This window comes from Nocardioides aquiterrae, assembly GCF_039526625.1.
GTDB lineage: Bacteria > Actinomycetota > Actinomycetes > Propionibacteriales > Nocardioidaceae > Nocardioides > Nocardioides aquiterrae.
The window spans coordinates 1-12,910 of sequence record NZ_BAAAJE010000016.1 but is presented as its reverse complement, the minus strand read 5'-3'; the positions used below and the strand labels follow the sequence as shown (position 1 = coordinate 12,910).

The 12,910-nt window shown below is 72.0% G+C and carries 14 protein-coding genes and 1 tRNA gene; 8 read left to right on the top strand and 7 right to left on the bottom strand.

Translation table 11 applies throughout. The features are described 5' to 3' along the window. Nucleotides 1-851: FAD-dependent monooxygenase (locus tag ABD086_RS25340; protein ID WP_425571643.1), on the bottom strand; the 851-nt coding region annotated here is incomplete at its 3' end. Here ABD086_RS25340 and ABD086_RS15725 point away from each other — a divergent pair. Genes ABD086_RS15725 through ABD086_RS15705 form a run of 5 tightly spaced genes read left to right on the top strand, consistent with a single transcriptional unit; the run spans nucleotide 850 to nucleotide 4,777 of the window. Then, on the top strand, nucleotides 850-1,221 hold the full coding sequence (locus tag ABD086_RS15725; RefSeq protein ID WP_343908522.1) for a YbaB/EbfC family nucleoid-associated protein: 372 nt from the start codon (nucleotides 850-852) through the stop codon (nucleotides 1,219-1,221). The genes ABD086_RS25340 and ABD086_RS15725 overlap by 2 nt on opposite strands. A gap of 8 nt (nucleotides 1,222-1,229) precedes the next feature. After that, complete coding sequence (recR, locus tag ABD086_RS15720) at nucleotides 1,230-1,829, top strand: recombination mediator RecR (protein WP_343908521.1); 600 nt, start codon at nucleotides 1,230-1,232, stop codon at nucleotides 1,827-1,829. Next, nucleotides 1,822-2,427 carry a DUF5063 domain-containing protein gene (locus ABD086_RS15715; protein ID WP_343908520.1) on the top strand — a complete coding sequence of 202 codons (606 nt, stop codon included), beginning with the start codon at nucleotides 1,822-1,824 and terminating at the stop codon, nucleotides 2,425-2,427. The genes recR and ABD086_RS15715 overlap by 8 nt, the downstream gene beginning before the upstream one ends. A 41-nt stretch (nucleotides 2,428-2,468) precedes the next feature. Then, on the top strand, nucleotides 2,469-3,743 hold the full coding sequence (locus ABD086_RS15710) for an aspartate kinase (protein WP_343908519.1): 1,275 nt from the start codon (nucleotides 2,469-2,471) through the stop codon (nucleotides 3,741-3,743). After that, nucleotides 3,740-4,777 (top strand): aspartate-semialdehyde dehydrogenase, encoded by a 1,038-nt coding sequence (locus ABD086_RS15705; protein ID WP_343908518.1) that lies wholly within the window; start codon nucleotides 3,740-3,742, stop codon nucleotides 4,775-4,777. Before ABD086_RS15710 ends, ABD086_RS15705 begins: the two co-directional genes overlap by 4 nt. A gap of 53 nt (nucleotides 4,778-4,830) precedes the next feature. On the opposite strand, the gene ABD086_RS15700 is transcribed toward ABD086_RS15705, so the two are convergent. The 3 genes from ABD086_RS15700 to ABD086_RS15690 form a co-directional block, all read right to left on the bottom strand. After that, entirely contained in the window at nucleotides 4,831-5,439 is a 609-nt protein-coding gene (locus ABD086_RS15700; RefSeq protein WP_343908517.1) for a hypothetical protein, read from the bottom strand. A 79-nt stretch (nucleotides 5,440-5,518) separates the two neighbouring features. Continuing rightward, a tRNA-Pro gene (locus ABD086_RS15695) sits at nucleotides 5,519-5,595 on the bottom strand. A 64-nt stretch (nucleotides 5,596-5,659) separates the two neighbouring features. Further along, nucleotides 5,660-6,511 (bottom strand): metallophosphoesterase, encoded by an 852-nt coding sequence (locus tag ABD086_RS15690; RefSeq protein WP_425571642.1) that lies wholly within the window; start codon nucleotides 6,509-6,511, stop codon nucleotides 5,660-5,662. Between the two features lie 102 nt (nucleotides 6,512-6,613). Between ABD086_RS15690 and ABD086_RS15685 the strand changes: the two genes are divergently transcribed. After that, the gene (locus ABD086_RS15685) at nucleotides 6,614-7,072 is read left to right on the top strand and encodes a GatB/YqeY domain-containing protein (protein WP_343908515.1); all 459 of its coding nucleotides are present in this window, start codon (nucleotides 6,614-6,616) and stop codon (nucleotides 7,070-7,072) included. Here ABD086_RS15685 and ABD086_RS15680 read toward each other — a convergent pair whose 3' ends face one another. Continuing rightward, complete coding sequence (locus tag ABD086_RS15680) at nucleotides 7,073-9,511, bottom strand: penicillin-binding protein (RefSeq protein ID WP_343908514.1); 2,439 nt, start codon at nucleotides 9,509-9,511, stop codon at nucleotides 7,073-7,075. Nucleotides 9,512-9,706: 195 nt separating this feature from the next. On the opposite strand from ABD086_RS15680, the gene ABD086_RS15675 reads away from it, so the two are divergent. After that, the gene (locus tag ABD086_RS15675) at nucleotides 9,707-10,003 is read left to right on the top strand and encodes a WhiB family transcriptional regulator (RefSeq protein WP_343908513.1); all 297 of its coding nucleotides are present in this window, start codon (nucleotides 9,707-9,709) and stop codon (nucleotides 10,001-10,003) included. A 4-nt stretch (nucleotides 10,004-10,007) separates the two neighbouring features. Here ABD086_RS15675 and bagB read toward each other — a convergent pair whose 3' ends face one another. Both bagB and bagA read right to left on the bottom strand, forming a co-directional pair. Beyond that, nucleotides 10,008-11,210, bottom strand: coding sequence for an ArsA family ATPase (bagB, locus tag ABD086_RS15670; protein WP_343908512.1), 1,203 nt, complete (start codon nucleotides 11,208-11,210; stop codon nucleotides 10,008-10,010). Next, nucleotides 11,207-12,211 (bottom strand): ATPase BagA, encoded by a 1,005-nt coding sequence (gene bagA, locus ABD086_RS15665; protein WP_343908511.1) that lies wholly within the window; start codon nucleotides 12,209-12,211, stop codon nucleotides 11,207-11,209. The genes bagB and bagA overlap by 4 nt, the downstream gene beginning before the upstream one ends. Before the next feature lie 44 nt (nucleotides 12,212-12,255). Between bagA and ABD086_RS15660 the strand changes: the two genes are divergently transcribed. Continuing rightward, the coding region (locus ABD086_RS15660; protein ID WP_343908510.1) for a CoA transferase subunit A at nucleotides 12,256-12,910 on the top strand (655 nt) is incomplete at its 3' end.

Here is a 12,910-nt window from a genome sequence, read left to right as displayed (position 1 = left end):
ACGTTCTGGAAGGTGAGGTTCGCCCCCTGCCCGAGGTTCGGCGGCTGGGCGTGCGCGGCGTCTCCGACCAGGACCGCCCGGCCCCGCCGCCGGCCCTGCCGGCCCCGCCGGAGCCCGAGCCGGAGCCGGTCGCGGTGGTCGAGCCGCCCGCGCCGCCCCCGCCGTCCGCCGTCGAGCCCGAGCCCCAGGCCGAGCCAGAGCCCGAGCCCGAGCCCACCCCCGCTCCCGCCCCGGCAGCCCCGGCGGCCGCGGCGGAGCCCGCCCCGAGCGGTGCGCTCAGCCTCGTCGACGTGCGCCGGCTGTGGCCGGACATCGTCGAGGCCACGAAGATGCGCCGCCGGTTGGCCTGGATGCACCTGACCCAGAACTGCCAGGTGGTCGGCGTGGACGCCACCACGCTCACCCTCGGCTTCGCCAACGCCGGCGCGCGCGACTCGTTCGTCAGCGGCGGCTGCGACGAGGTGCTGCGCCAGGCGGCGGTCGACGTGGTCGGCGCGGACTGGAAGATCGAGACCATCGTCGACCCCGGCGCTCGCGCCGAGGGCACCCCGACCGTGACGAAGGCCGCGGTGCCCGAGCCCGAGCCGGAGCCCGCGCCCCCGGCCCCCGAGCCGCCGCGGCCGGACGCCAGCTCCGCCGCCCGGGAGGCGATCCAGCAGACCCGCACGGCCGACGCCCCCCAGGTGGAGGGCGGCCCGGACTGGGCGGCGGCCGACGCCGACGCCCACCCCGACGACCTCGACGCCGAGCACCAGGGGATGAGCACCGCCGAGCTGCTCCAGCGCGAGCTCGGCGCCGAGATGATCGAAGAGATCCGCCACCAGTGACCCCGATGGAGAGGTAACACCCATGAGCCAGAACCCCTTCGAGGCCCTCGGCGGCGGAGGCTTCGACATGAACGCCCTGCTCCAGCAGGCCCAGCAGATGCAGGAGCAGCTCCAGTCCGCCCAGGAGCGGCTCGCCGAGACGATCGTCGACGGCACCGTCGCCGGGGGCGCGGTCACCGTCAAGGTGAGCGGCGTCGGCGAGCTGGTCGGCGTCGAGATCAGGGCCGGTGGCTTCGACGGCAGCGACCCCGACGACCTCGCGGACCTCGGCGACATGATCGTCGCGGCGTATCGCGACGCGAAGGCCCAGGCCGACGCGCTCGCCGGCGAGGTCCTCGGCCCGCTGGCCGGTGGCGCGGACCTGCCCGGCATGCCCGGCCAGCTGGGCTTCTAGGACCGCACTTGTACGAAGGTGTCGTCCAGGACCTGATCGACGAGCTCGGCCGGCTGCCGGGCGTCGGTCCCAAGAGCGCGCAGCGGATCGCGTTCCACCTGCTGCAGGCGGACCCGACCGACGTACGCCGCCTCGCGGACGTACTGATCGAGGTCAAGGCCAAGGTGAAGTTCTGCAGCACCTGCTTCAACGTGTCCGAGGACGAGCAGTGCCGGATCTGCCGCGACCCGCGGCGCGACCCGACCGTCCTCTGCGTCGTGGAGGAGTACAAGGACGTCGTCGCGATCGAGCGCACCCGCGAGTTCCGGGGGCGCTACCACGTGCTCGGCGGGGCGATCTCGCCGATCGACGGCATCGGGCCGGACCAACTGCGGATCCGCGAGCTCATGGTCCGGCTCTCCGACGGCACGATCACCGAGACGATCCTCGCCACGGACCCGAACCTCGAGGGCGAGGCGACCGCGACCTATCTCACGCGGATGTTGAAGCCGCTCGGGTTGCGCGTCACGCGGTTGGCGAGTGGACTGCCGGTAGGCGGCGACCTGGAGTACGCCGACGAGGTCACCCTGGGCCGTGCATTCGCAGGAAGGCGATCCGCAGATGACTGAGCTGAACCCGACGACCCCGCTCGACCCCGAGACCGAGGACTTCGCCCAGCAGATCGCCGACCAGGTCGAGAGCTTCCTGGTGGCGCTGCGCGCGATCGCCCAGGAGAACGACGGCGGCCGGGCGATCTCGCTGCTCCTGCTCGAGATCAGCCAGGTGCTGCTCGCGGGCGCGCGGCTCGGCGCCCAGCGTGACTTCACGCCGATCGCGGAGTACCAGCCCGACGTCGGGCCCGAGCCCGACCTGGACGCGATGCGGCTGCGGCTGGCCACGATGCTGGACGCGGTCGACACCTACACCTACGTGTTCGACCCGTACGTCCCCGAGGTGGTCGAGGGCTCGCTCTCCGACGACCTGACCAGCATCGCCACCGACCTCGAGAACGGCCTGCGCCACTACCGGCTCGGCAACGTCGCCGAGGCGCTGTGGTGGTGGCAGTTCTCGTACGTCTCGTCGTGGGGCAACCTCGCGGGTGTCGCGCTGAACGCGCTGCTGTCGGTCGTGGCCCACGACCGCCTGGACGCGGAGATCCTCGGCGAGGAGGAGCAGCTCGCCGCCGCCGATGAGATGCTCGAGGGCAGGGACCCCGCCGCTCGGTAGACTCGACGACCGGTAAGGACGTCGAGCTGTAGGGACCAACCGTGGGCATTGTCGTGCAGAAGTACGGCGGATCCTCCGTCGCCGACGCCGCCGGCATCAAGCGGGTGGCGCAGCGGATCGTGAACACCCGCAAGGCGGGCAACGACGTGGTCGTGGTGGTGTCCGCGATGGGTGACACGACCGACGACCTGCGCGACCTCGCCGAGCAGGTCACGCCGCTGCCGCCGCCGCGCGAGCTGGACATGCTGCTCACGGCCGGCGAGCGGATCTCGATGGCGCTGGTCGCGATGGCGATCGCCCAGCTCGGCCACAAGGCGCAGTCGTTCACCGGCTCGCAGGCCGGCGTGATCACCGACTCCGCGCACGGCAAGGCCAAGATCATCGACATCACGCCGGGCCGCATCGAGAACGCCATCAAGGGCGGCGCGATCGCGATCGTCGCCGGCTTCCAGGGGGTCTCCCAGGACACCAAGGACGTCACGACCCTGGGTCGCGGCGCGTCGGACACCACGGCGGTCGCGCTGGCGGCGGCGCTCGGCGCCGACGTCTGCGAGATCTACAGCGACGTCGACGGCGTCTTCACCGCCGACCCGCGGATCGTCCCCGCCGCACGCAAGCTCAGCCGGGTGTCGACCGAGGAGATGCTGGAGATGGCGGCCTCGGGCGCCAAGATCCTGCACCTCCGGTGCGTCGAGTACGCCCGGCGCTACGACATGCCGATCCACGTGCGGTCCTCCTTCTCGCAGAAGGAGGGGACCTGGGTCATCCCGGACAGCAAGGCAGGAGAGGAAGAGATGGAGCAGGCGATCATCGCCGGCGTCGCCCACGACCGGAGCGAGGCCAAGATCACCGTCGTCGGCGTGCCCGACAAGGTGGGCGAGGCGGCCCGGATCTTCGAGGCGCTGGCCGCGACCGAGATCAACATCGACATGGTCGTGCAGAACGTCTCGGCGGCGGCCACCGGCCTCACCGACATCTCGTTCACGCTGCCGCGCGCCGACGGCCAGACCGCCATGGGCGCGCTCGCGCGGATCCAGGACGAGGTCGGCTACGACACGCTCCTCTACAACGACCAGATCGGCAAGGTCTCGCTGATCGGCGCCGGCATGCGCTCGCACCCGGGCATCACCGCGAAGTTCTTCTCCGCGCTCGCGTCCGCCGGGGTGAACATCGAGATGATCTCCACGTCGGAGATCCGCATCTCGGTGATCGTCAACGAGGGCCAGGTCGACGACGCCGTCCGGGCCACCCACACCGCGTTCGACCTGGACTCCGACGAGGTCGAGGCGGTCGTGTACGGAGGGACGGGCCGATGAGCATCAACGTCGGGGTCGTCGGCGCCACCGGCCAGGTGGGCGTCGCGATGCGCCAGATCCTCGAGGAGCGGTCGTTCCCGGTCGGGGACGTGCGCTTCTTCGCCTCCGCGCGCTCCGCCGGCACCGTGCTGCCCTTCGCCGGGCCCAACGGTCAGCAGAGCATCGTGGTCGAGGACGCCGCCACCGCGGACCCGAGCGGCCTGGACGTCGCGCTGTTCTCGGCGGGTGCCACCACGTCGCGCACGCTCGCCCCGAAGTTCGTCGACGCCGGCGTCATCGTCGTCGACAACTCCAGCGCGTTCCGCAAGGACCCCGACATCCCGCTGGTCGTCTCGGAGGTCAACCCCGAGGCGGCGCGCAGCGTCCTCGAGGCCGGCCGGGGCATCATCGCCAACCCGAACTGCACGACGATGGCGTTCATGCCGGTGCTCAAGCCGCTGCACGACGAGGCGGAGCTGGTGCGGCTGATCGCCTCGTCGTACCAGGCCGTCTCCGGCTCCGGCGTCGCCGGCGTCGAGGAGCTCGCCAGCCAGGTCGCGGCGGCCGGGGACAAGGCGCGGGAACTCGCGTACGACGGCGAGGCGGTGACGTTCCCGGAGCCGCAGAAGTACGCCCGGACCATCGCCTACAACGTGCTGCCGATGGCCGGCTCGATCGTCGACGACGGGCTGCACGAGACCGACGAGGAGCAGAAGCTCCGCAACGAGTCCCGCAAGATCCTCGGCATCCCCGACCTGCGGGTGTCCGGCACCTGCGTACGGGTGCCGGTGTTCACCGGCCACTCGCTGTCGCTGAACGTCGAGTTCGCGCGCCCGCTCTCGGTCGAGCGCGCGCTCGAGCTGCTCGCCGGCGCACCGGGGGTCGAGCTGTCCGACATCCCGAACCCGCTCCAGGCCGCCGGCAAGGACCCCTCGTACGTCGGCCGGGTCCGCCAGGACGGCGAGAACGGTCTCGCGCTGTTCGTCTCCAACGACAACCTGCGCAAGGGCGCCGCCCTCAACACCGTGCAGATCGCGGAGCTGCTGCTCGCTTGACGGGTCGTCCGCCTCTCACGCGGTGATACGCCGCCCTCAGGCGGACGACCCGGTCAGTCACGAGGCGGCTCGACGAAGGTCCGGGTCACCCAGTGCGCGAGCCCGAACGTCACCGCGCAGATCAGCGGCACGACCACGACCATGGAGCGGTCCAGGAGGTGGTCGACGAGCACCAGCAGCGCGATCACGACCGCGAGGCCGGTGCCGAGGAAGCTGGTGCTCGCGGGGTCGCGGACCCGCAGCACCTTCAGCAGCAGCCAGCCGACCACGACCATCACGACCAGGATCAGGGCGAGCAGCGGGTAGCCGACGTCGCCGCACGAGGACGTGCCCTGGACCTTCTCGCAGGAGCGTAGCGACGCCCAGGTCAGGCCGACGATGCCGAGGCCCACGACCAGGCCGCTGAGCACCGCGCCGACCATGCCGCCCGGACCGCGCTCCCGCCTCGCCCGGCGCCGTGGCTCGGGCTCGGGCTCGGGCTCGGGCGCCGGCTCCTCGACGACGATCGGGCGGGTCTGCTCGACCGGCTCCTCGACGACTGGCGCGACGACCGGCGCGACGGCCGGGGCGGGGTCGGGCTCCGGTGCGGGGCGCTTGCGCCGCCGCAGGCCGAGCTTGGGCAGCTCGAGCGACGGCTGCTTGTCCTGGTCACCCTCCGCCATGCCCGGCAGTCTCCCACGGCGAGCGGCTCCGGAAACGGCACAGGGCCCGGATCCGCGTTGCGGATCCGGGCCCTGCACGTGGTCGGGCTGACAGGATTTGAACCTGCGGCCTCCTCGTCCCGAACGAGGCGCGCTACCAAGCTGCGCCACAGCCCGATCGACCCACCGGAGCGGGCCGGGGGCAACCATACCGGAGCACCTCCGGCCACCTGAAATCGGTTCAGGCCTTGGTCGGGACCAGCGTCAACAGCGTGGCCTCCGGGCGGCACGCGACGCGGATCCGGGCGTACGGCGACGTGCCCAGCCCGGCGGAGACGTGCAGCCAGGACGAGCCCGGGTCGCCGGGCCGCGAGGCCGCCGGGTGGCGGTGCAGGCCCTTCGCGCGGGCGGACTCGAGGTCGCAGTTCGTGGTCAGCGCGCCGACGCCCGGCAGGCACACCTGGCCGCCGTGGGTGTGGCCGGCCAGCACCGCGTCGTACCCGTCCGCGGCGAACCGGTCCAGGACCCGCAGGTACGGCGCGTGCGCGACGCCGAGGCGCAGGTCGGCGTCCGGGTCGGCGGGTCCGGCGATGTCCTCGAGGCGGTCGTAGCCGAGGTGGGGGTCGTCGACGCCGGCGAAGGCGATCCGCAGCCCGCGCACCTCGAGCGTCGCCTTCGCGTTGGTGAGGTCGGCCCAGCCGGCATCGGACAGCGCGGCGGTCAGCGCCCGCCAGGGCAGCTGGGGGACGTCGGTGTTCCGCTTGCCGTCGTCGGGCAGCAGGTACTTGACCGGGTTCCGCAGGGTGGGCTCGTAGTAGTCGTTCGAGCCGAGCACGAACACGCCCGGCACGTCGAGGAGCTCGCCGAGCGCGTCCAGCACGACCGGGACGGAGTCGCGGTGCGCCAGGTTGTCGCCGGTGTCGACCACGAGGTCGGGCCGCAGCCCGGCCAGGTCGCGCAGCCAGGCCTGCTTGCGCCGCTGCCCGGGCGTCATGTGTACGTCGCTGAGGTGCAGCACCCGGACGTCCGGGCTGCCGGGCTGGAGCACCGGCATCGTGACCCGGCGCAGGGTGTAGGCCCGCGCCTCGGCCATCGCGTACGCCGTGAGCCCGGCCCCCGCCACGACGGCGGCGAGCGCGAGACGACGGGCGACGGCCAGGGAGGTCACCCGGGCAAGGCTGCCACAATGGCGGTCATGAGCGACCTCAAGGACCGACTGCGCACCGACCTGACTGCCGCGATCAAGGCACGGGACGAGGTGCGCTCCTCGACGCTGCGGATGGTGCTCACCGCGATCACGAACGCGGAGGTGGCCGGCAAGGAGGCCCGCGAGCTCACCGACGACGACGTCGTCGGCGTCCTCTCCAGCGAGGCGAAGAAGCGCCGCGAGGCCGCGACCGCCTTCACCGACGGCGGGCGCGCGGAGATGGCCGCCAAGGAGGCCGCCGAGGCCGAGGTCATCGCCGAGTACCTGCCCGCCCAGCTCACCGAGCAGGAGATCGCGGACCTGGTCACCTCCGCCATCGCCCAGACCGGAGCGGCCGGCGAGGGCATGAAGGCGATGGGCAAGGTGATGGGGATGATCCAGCCGCAGGTCAGGGGCCGGGCCGACGGCGGCGCGGTCGCCGCGGAGGTACGCCGCCAGCTGGGGTGATCAGCGGCGGCCGCCGCCGTTCCCGTGGCCACCGCCGTGGCCACCACCGTTGCCACCGCCGTTGCCACCGCCGCCGCCGTTGCCACCGCCGCCGTTGCCACCGCCGCCGTGGCCGCCGCCACCGGGCGGAGGCGGCGGCACGCCGGTCGACTCGTAGACGGTGACGACCGAGCCCGACGGCGCCGAGGAGCCGCCGGCCGGCGACGTGTAGGCGACGGTCCCCGGCGGGTTGCCCGAGGCCGCCGTGCCGGCGTCGATCGGGGTGAACCCGGCAGCCTTGAGGGTGCTCAGCGCCTCGGACATCGTCATGCCCGACGTGGTCGGAACCGTGGTGGGCACGCCCTGGACCGCACCCGCCGACGGCGCGACGAAGTCCTCGTAGTCGAGGTTGTCGTCGACGACGTGCATGGCCTGGGCCCACATCGGGCCGGCGAAGCCGGAGCCGGAGACCTCGTAGATGTAGCTGCCGTGGATCGTCTGGCCGCGGAGCCCGATCGGCTTCTGGCCGTCCTTGCTGGCGCCGGCGATCATCGCGGCGGTCGCGACCTGCGGGGTGTAGCCGACGAACCACACGGCCTTGCCGTCCTGGGTGGTGCCGGTCTTGCCGGCGGACGGCACGCTGAGGTTCGTGCCGCCGTTCTCGTAGCCGAAGCCACCGGGCTCCTGCACACCGCGCAGCACGTCGTTGACCGCGTCCGCGGTCGACTGGGGCAGCGCCTGCGTGCACTTGTCCTGGTACTGGTAGATCTCGGTGCCCTGGGAGTCGTCGATGGACGTGATCGGGTGCGACGCGCAGTGCAGGCCGCGGGCGGCGAACGTCGCGTACGCCTCGGCCATCTCCAGCGGGCTGGCGTTCGGGATGCCCAGGGTGAACGTCGGGACCCGCTCGGCGCCGTACCCGTGCGAGTCGCCCTTGGGGTCGGTCAGCTCGACGCCGAGCTTCTTGGCGATCTGGAACGGCTTGCACACGCCGGTGACCCGCTCGAGCATCGCGTAGAAGGTGTTCACCGACTCGCGGGTGCCGCGGTAGACGTCCATCGGCCCGGACGAGGTCGACGTCGACACCGTCCACTCGCCGGCGAAGCCCGGCTGGCCGGGACAGTTGGCGAACTCGTCCTGCGGGATCGTCATCGTCTCCGGCGCGTTGAACGTGGTGCTCAGCGGCACGCCCTGGTTGACCGCCGCGGCCAGCACGAACGGCTTGAAGGTCGACCCGGCCTGGAAGCCGGCGGAGTCGCCGTACCGGGTCGGCACGCTGTAGTTCAGGAACGTCTCGCCGAGCTTCTCGTCCCGGCCCATCGGGCGGGACTGCGCCAGCGCCAGCACCTTGCCGGTGCCGGGCTCGACCATCGCCATCGCGCCCACCGCCTGGTCCTGCTTGGCGACGTGGTCGCGGACCGCCGCGTCCGCGGCCGCCTGGTCGGTCATGTCCAGCGTCGTGTGGATGACCAGGCCGCCGGACTTGAGCAGCTTCTTGCGCTCCTCGACGGTCTTGCCCAGGCGCGGGTCGGACAGGAGCCACTGGTAGGCGTAGTCGCAGAAGAACGGCGCGCGGGAGTTCAGGCAGCCGTTCTTGGCCGCCTGCACGTTGAGCCCGAGGTCCATCTTCTTGGTGCGCTCGGCCTTGTTGCGGCTGATGACGTTGAGCTCGGCCATCCGGTCGAGGACGACGTTGCGGCGCTCGAGCGCGGCGTCGGGGGAGTTCGTCGGGTCGTAGCCGGTGGGGTTCTTCACCAGGCCGGCGAGCATCGCGGACTGCCGCAGGTCGAGGTTCTTGGCGTTGACGTTGAAGTAGTGCCGCGCGGCCGACTGGACGCCGTACGTGCCGTCGCCGAAGTAGGCGATGTTGAGGTAGCGCTCGAGGATCCAGTCCTTGGAGTAGTGCTGCTCGAACGCGATCGCGTAGCGGAGCTCGCGGAGCTTGCGCGCGTAGGTGTCGTCGGTCGCCGCCTTGCGCTCGGCCTTGGTGTTGGCCTGGGTCAGCAGCGTCATCTTCACCATCTGCTGGGTGATGGACGAGCCGCCCTGGACGACGCCGTTGTTGGCCTGGTTCGTGATCAGCGCGCGGAGCGTGCCCTTCAGGTCCAGGGCGCCGTGCTCGTAGAAGCGGTAGTCCTCGATCGCGACGATGGCCTTGACCATGGTGCGCGAGACCTGGCTCAGCGGCACGTTGACCCGGTTCTCGTCGTACAGGGTCGCGATGGTGGCGCCGTTGGCGTCCAGGATCTTGGTCTTCTGCGGCAGCGGGTCGGTCTCGAGCTCCGCGGGGAGGTTGTCCATCGTGTCGGCCACCTGGCGCGCGCCGATGCCGAGCACGCCCGCGAACGGGATGACCAGGCCGGCGACCACGACGCCCATCACCGCGGCGACGGCGACCATGACCCCCAGGTGGGAGGCCACGCGAGCGGCGGACAGGCGATCGCTGCGCGGCTGGGACATGCCGCCAGAATACGGGGGTCCTACTACCCCAACCTATTCCTGGCCCGAGGTAACTAGTCATTTCGGACTATACGGATTGGGCCGGATGTGTCTGCCCCCACCCTGAAGAATTCCTTAACTTCTTTACCGAGGGGATTCATCCCGGGTAGGCGTCATGGGGACGCCGCCTATCTCGGACTGATGTGGGGACATCACATGTGGGTTGAGGATTGGGCGCCTGCGGCCGCGTGTCGCGAAGCGCAACCGGACCAGTTGTTCGTGCGTGGGGCGGAGCAGAACAAGGCCAAGCAGCTCTGTGCTGGCTGCCCCGTGCGGACCGAGTGCCTCGCGGAGGCGCTCGACAACCAGATCGAGTGGGGGGTCTGGGGCGGCATGACCGAGCGGGAGCGCCGGGCGCTCCTCCGGCGCCGTCCCAACGCGTCCTGGCGGACGGTCCTCGAGACCGCCCGGGACCAGGGCGCCGCGGTCAGCGCCAAGGCCGTCACTGTCTGACGCCTCAGTCGCCGGACAACAGCTGACCGACCCGGCGCAGGCCGGCGAGGTCGTGCACGTCGCCCGCCAGCGCCGGCACCACGGCCGTGGGCACCTGCGGGTGCGCCGCGGCGAACCGTTCGCGCAGCAGGGCCTCGCGCTCGACGACGCGGGTCTGGTCGGCGTGCAGCCGGAGCAGCCCGGCGGTCAGCGACCCCGGCTCGCGCTTGCGCAGCCGTACCGACGCGGCCATCGCCTCGTCGGCCGACAGCGTGCCCTGCGGGACCGGGCTGGCGCGGTTGACGATCAGCCCGGCGAGCGGCATCCGGTCCTCGCTGAGCCGCTCCACGAAGTACGCCGCCTCGCGCAGCGCGTCCGGCTCCGGCGAGGCCACGACGAGGAACGCCGTTCCGTCGGCCTGGAGCAGCTCGAACGTCTTCTGCGCGCGCTGCCGGAACCCCCCGAAGAGCGTGTCGAAGGCCGCGACGAAGGTCTGCATGTCGCGCAGCACCTGGGTGCCGAGGATCTTGTTGAGCGCCCCGGTGATCAGGCCGAAGCCCGCAGTCATCATCCGGGCCGGGCCCCGTGCGGGGGTGAGCAGCAGCCGGATGAACCGGCCGTCCAGGAAGCTCGAGAGCCGCTCGGGGGCATCCAGGAAGTCGAGGGCCGACCGCGACGGGGGCGTGTCGACGACGATGAGGTCGTAGGTGCCCTCGGCCTGGGCCGCCGCATGGATCTGCCCGAGCTTCTCCATCGCCATGTACTCCTGCGTGCCCGCGAACGAGCTCGACAGCGCGATGTAGAAGGGGTTCTCCAGGATCTGGCGCGCCTTCTCCGGGGTGGCCTGGCTCTCGACCACCTCGTCGAAGGTGCGCTTCATGTCGAGCATCATCGCGTCCAGGCTGCCGCCGCGGCGGTTGCCCTTGCCGTTGCTGCGCAGCCCGGCCACCGGCCGCGGCACGTTGTCGAGCCGCTCGATGCCCATCGACTGCGCGAGCCGGCGGGCGGGGTCGATGGTGAGGACGACGACCTTGCGGCCGCGCTCCGCCGCGCGCAGCGCGAGCGCCGCGGACGTCGTGGTCTTGCCGACGCCGCCGGAGCCGCAGCAGACGATGATCCCGGTGCCGGGGTCGTCGATCAGCGCGTCCACGTCGAGCTCCGGCGCCGGGCCGGGGCTGGTCGCGAGCGGGCCGACGCGGGGGCGCGAGGACGTCGTCCGGGTGCTCATGCGAGGCCCTGCTTCTTGAGGTCGGCGGCGAGCTCGTAGAGCCCGCCGAGGTCCACGCCACCGGGCAGCCGGGGCAGCTCGTACGTCGGGCGGCCCAGCTCGGCCACCACCGCCCGCTGGGCGTCCTCGAGCGCGCGCCGCTCCGCGTGGTCGCGCGCCTCCTCCAGCAGCCCGTCGACCAGGCCCGCGCCCCCGTCGATGCCGGCCTCCCCGAGGTCGGCCGCGATCCGGTCGGCGTCCAGGGTGCCGGCCAGCGCGGCCTCGAGGTCGGCGGGCGCGATGTCGCGGGGCCGGACCTGGTTGACGATGACGGCGCCCACCGGGAGACCGACCCGGTGCAGCTCCGCGATCCCGTCGGCGGTCTCCTGGACCGGCATCTCCTCGAGCACGGTGACCAGGTGCACCGCCGTGCGCGGAGACCGGAAGAGCGTCATCACGGTGTCCGCCTGGCTGCGGATCGGGCCGACCTTCGCCAGGCCCGCGAGCTCGTCGTTCACGTTGAGGAACTGGCTGATCCGGCCGGTCGGCGGTGCGTCGAGGACGACGGCGTCGTACCGGATCGCGCCCTTGTTGCGGCTGTTGCGCTGCACGGCCTCGAACACCTTGCCGGTCAGCAGCACGTCGCGGACGCCCGGGGCGATCGTGGTCGCGAACTCGACGACGCCGAAGCGGTCCAGGGCCCGGCCGGCGCGGCCGAGCTTGTAGTACATGGAGAGGTACTCCAGCAGCGCGGACTCCGGGTCGATGTGCAACGCGTGGACCACGCCCGGGGGCCCGCCGTCGTGGCGCAGGCCGGTGGCGATCCGGCGCTCGGCGTACGGCAGCGGGTCGACGTCGAACATGCGGGCGATGCCCTGGCGGCCCTCCACCTCGCACAGCAGCACCTGCTGGCCGTGGGAGGCGAGCCCGAGGGCCAGTGCGGCCGCGACCGTCGACTTGCCGGTCCCGCCCTTGCCGGTGACCACGTGGAGGCGCACCCGGGACCAGTCGGCATCCACCATGGGGCCGAGCCTAGGCGACCGCGGGTAGTCCTAGGATCCTCCGCATGGACAAGGTGGTGACCTCGGCCACAGAGGCGGTGGCGGACATCCCGGACGGCGCGACGCTGTCGGTGGGGGGCTTCGGGCTGTGCGGGATCCCGTCGGTGCTGATCGACGCGTTGCTGCAGGCCGGGACGACGGACCTGGAGGCGGTGTCGAACAACTGCGGCGTCGACGACTGGGGCCTGGGCCGGCTGCTGGCGGAGAAGCGGATCCGGCGGATGATCTCGTCGTACGTGGGGGAGAACAGGGAGTTCGCGCGGCAGTACCTGTCGGGTGAGCTGGAGGTGGAGCTGACCCCGCAGGGCACGCTGGCGGAGCGGATGCGGGCGGGTGGGTCGGGCATCCCGGCCTTCTTCACCGCCACCGGCGTGGGGACCCAGGTGGCCGAGGGCGGGCTGCCGTGGAAGTACGACGCCGACGGCAACGTGGTGGTGTCCTCCCCGCCGAAGCAGACCCAGACCTTCGAGACCGCCGAGGGGCCGAAGGAGTTCGTGCTGGAGCACGCGATCGTCGCGGACTTCGGGCTGGTGCGGGCCTGGAAGGGTGACCGGCACGGCAACCTCGTCTATCGCGACTCCGCGCGCAACTTCAACCCACTGGCCGCGATGTGCGGGCGGACCACGATCGCGGAGGTCGAGGAGCTCGTCGAGCCGGGTG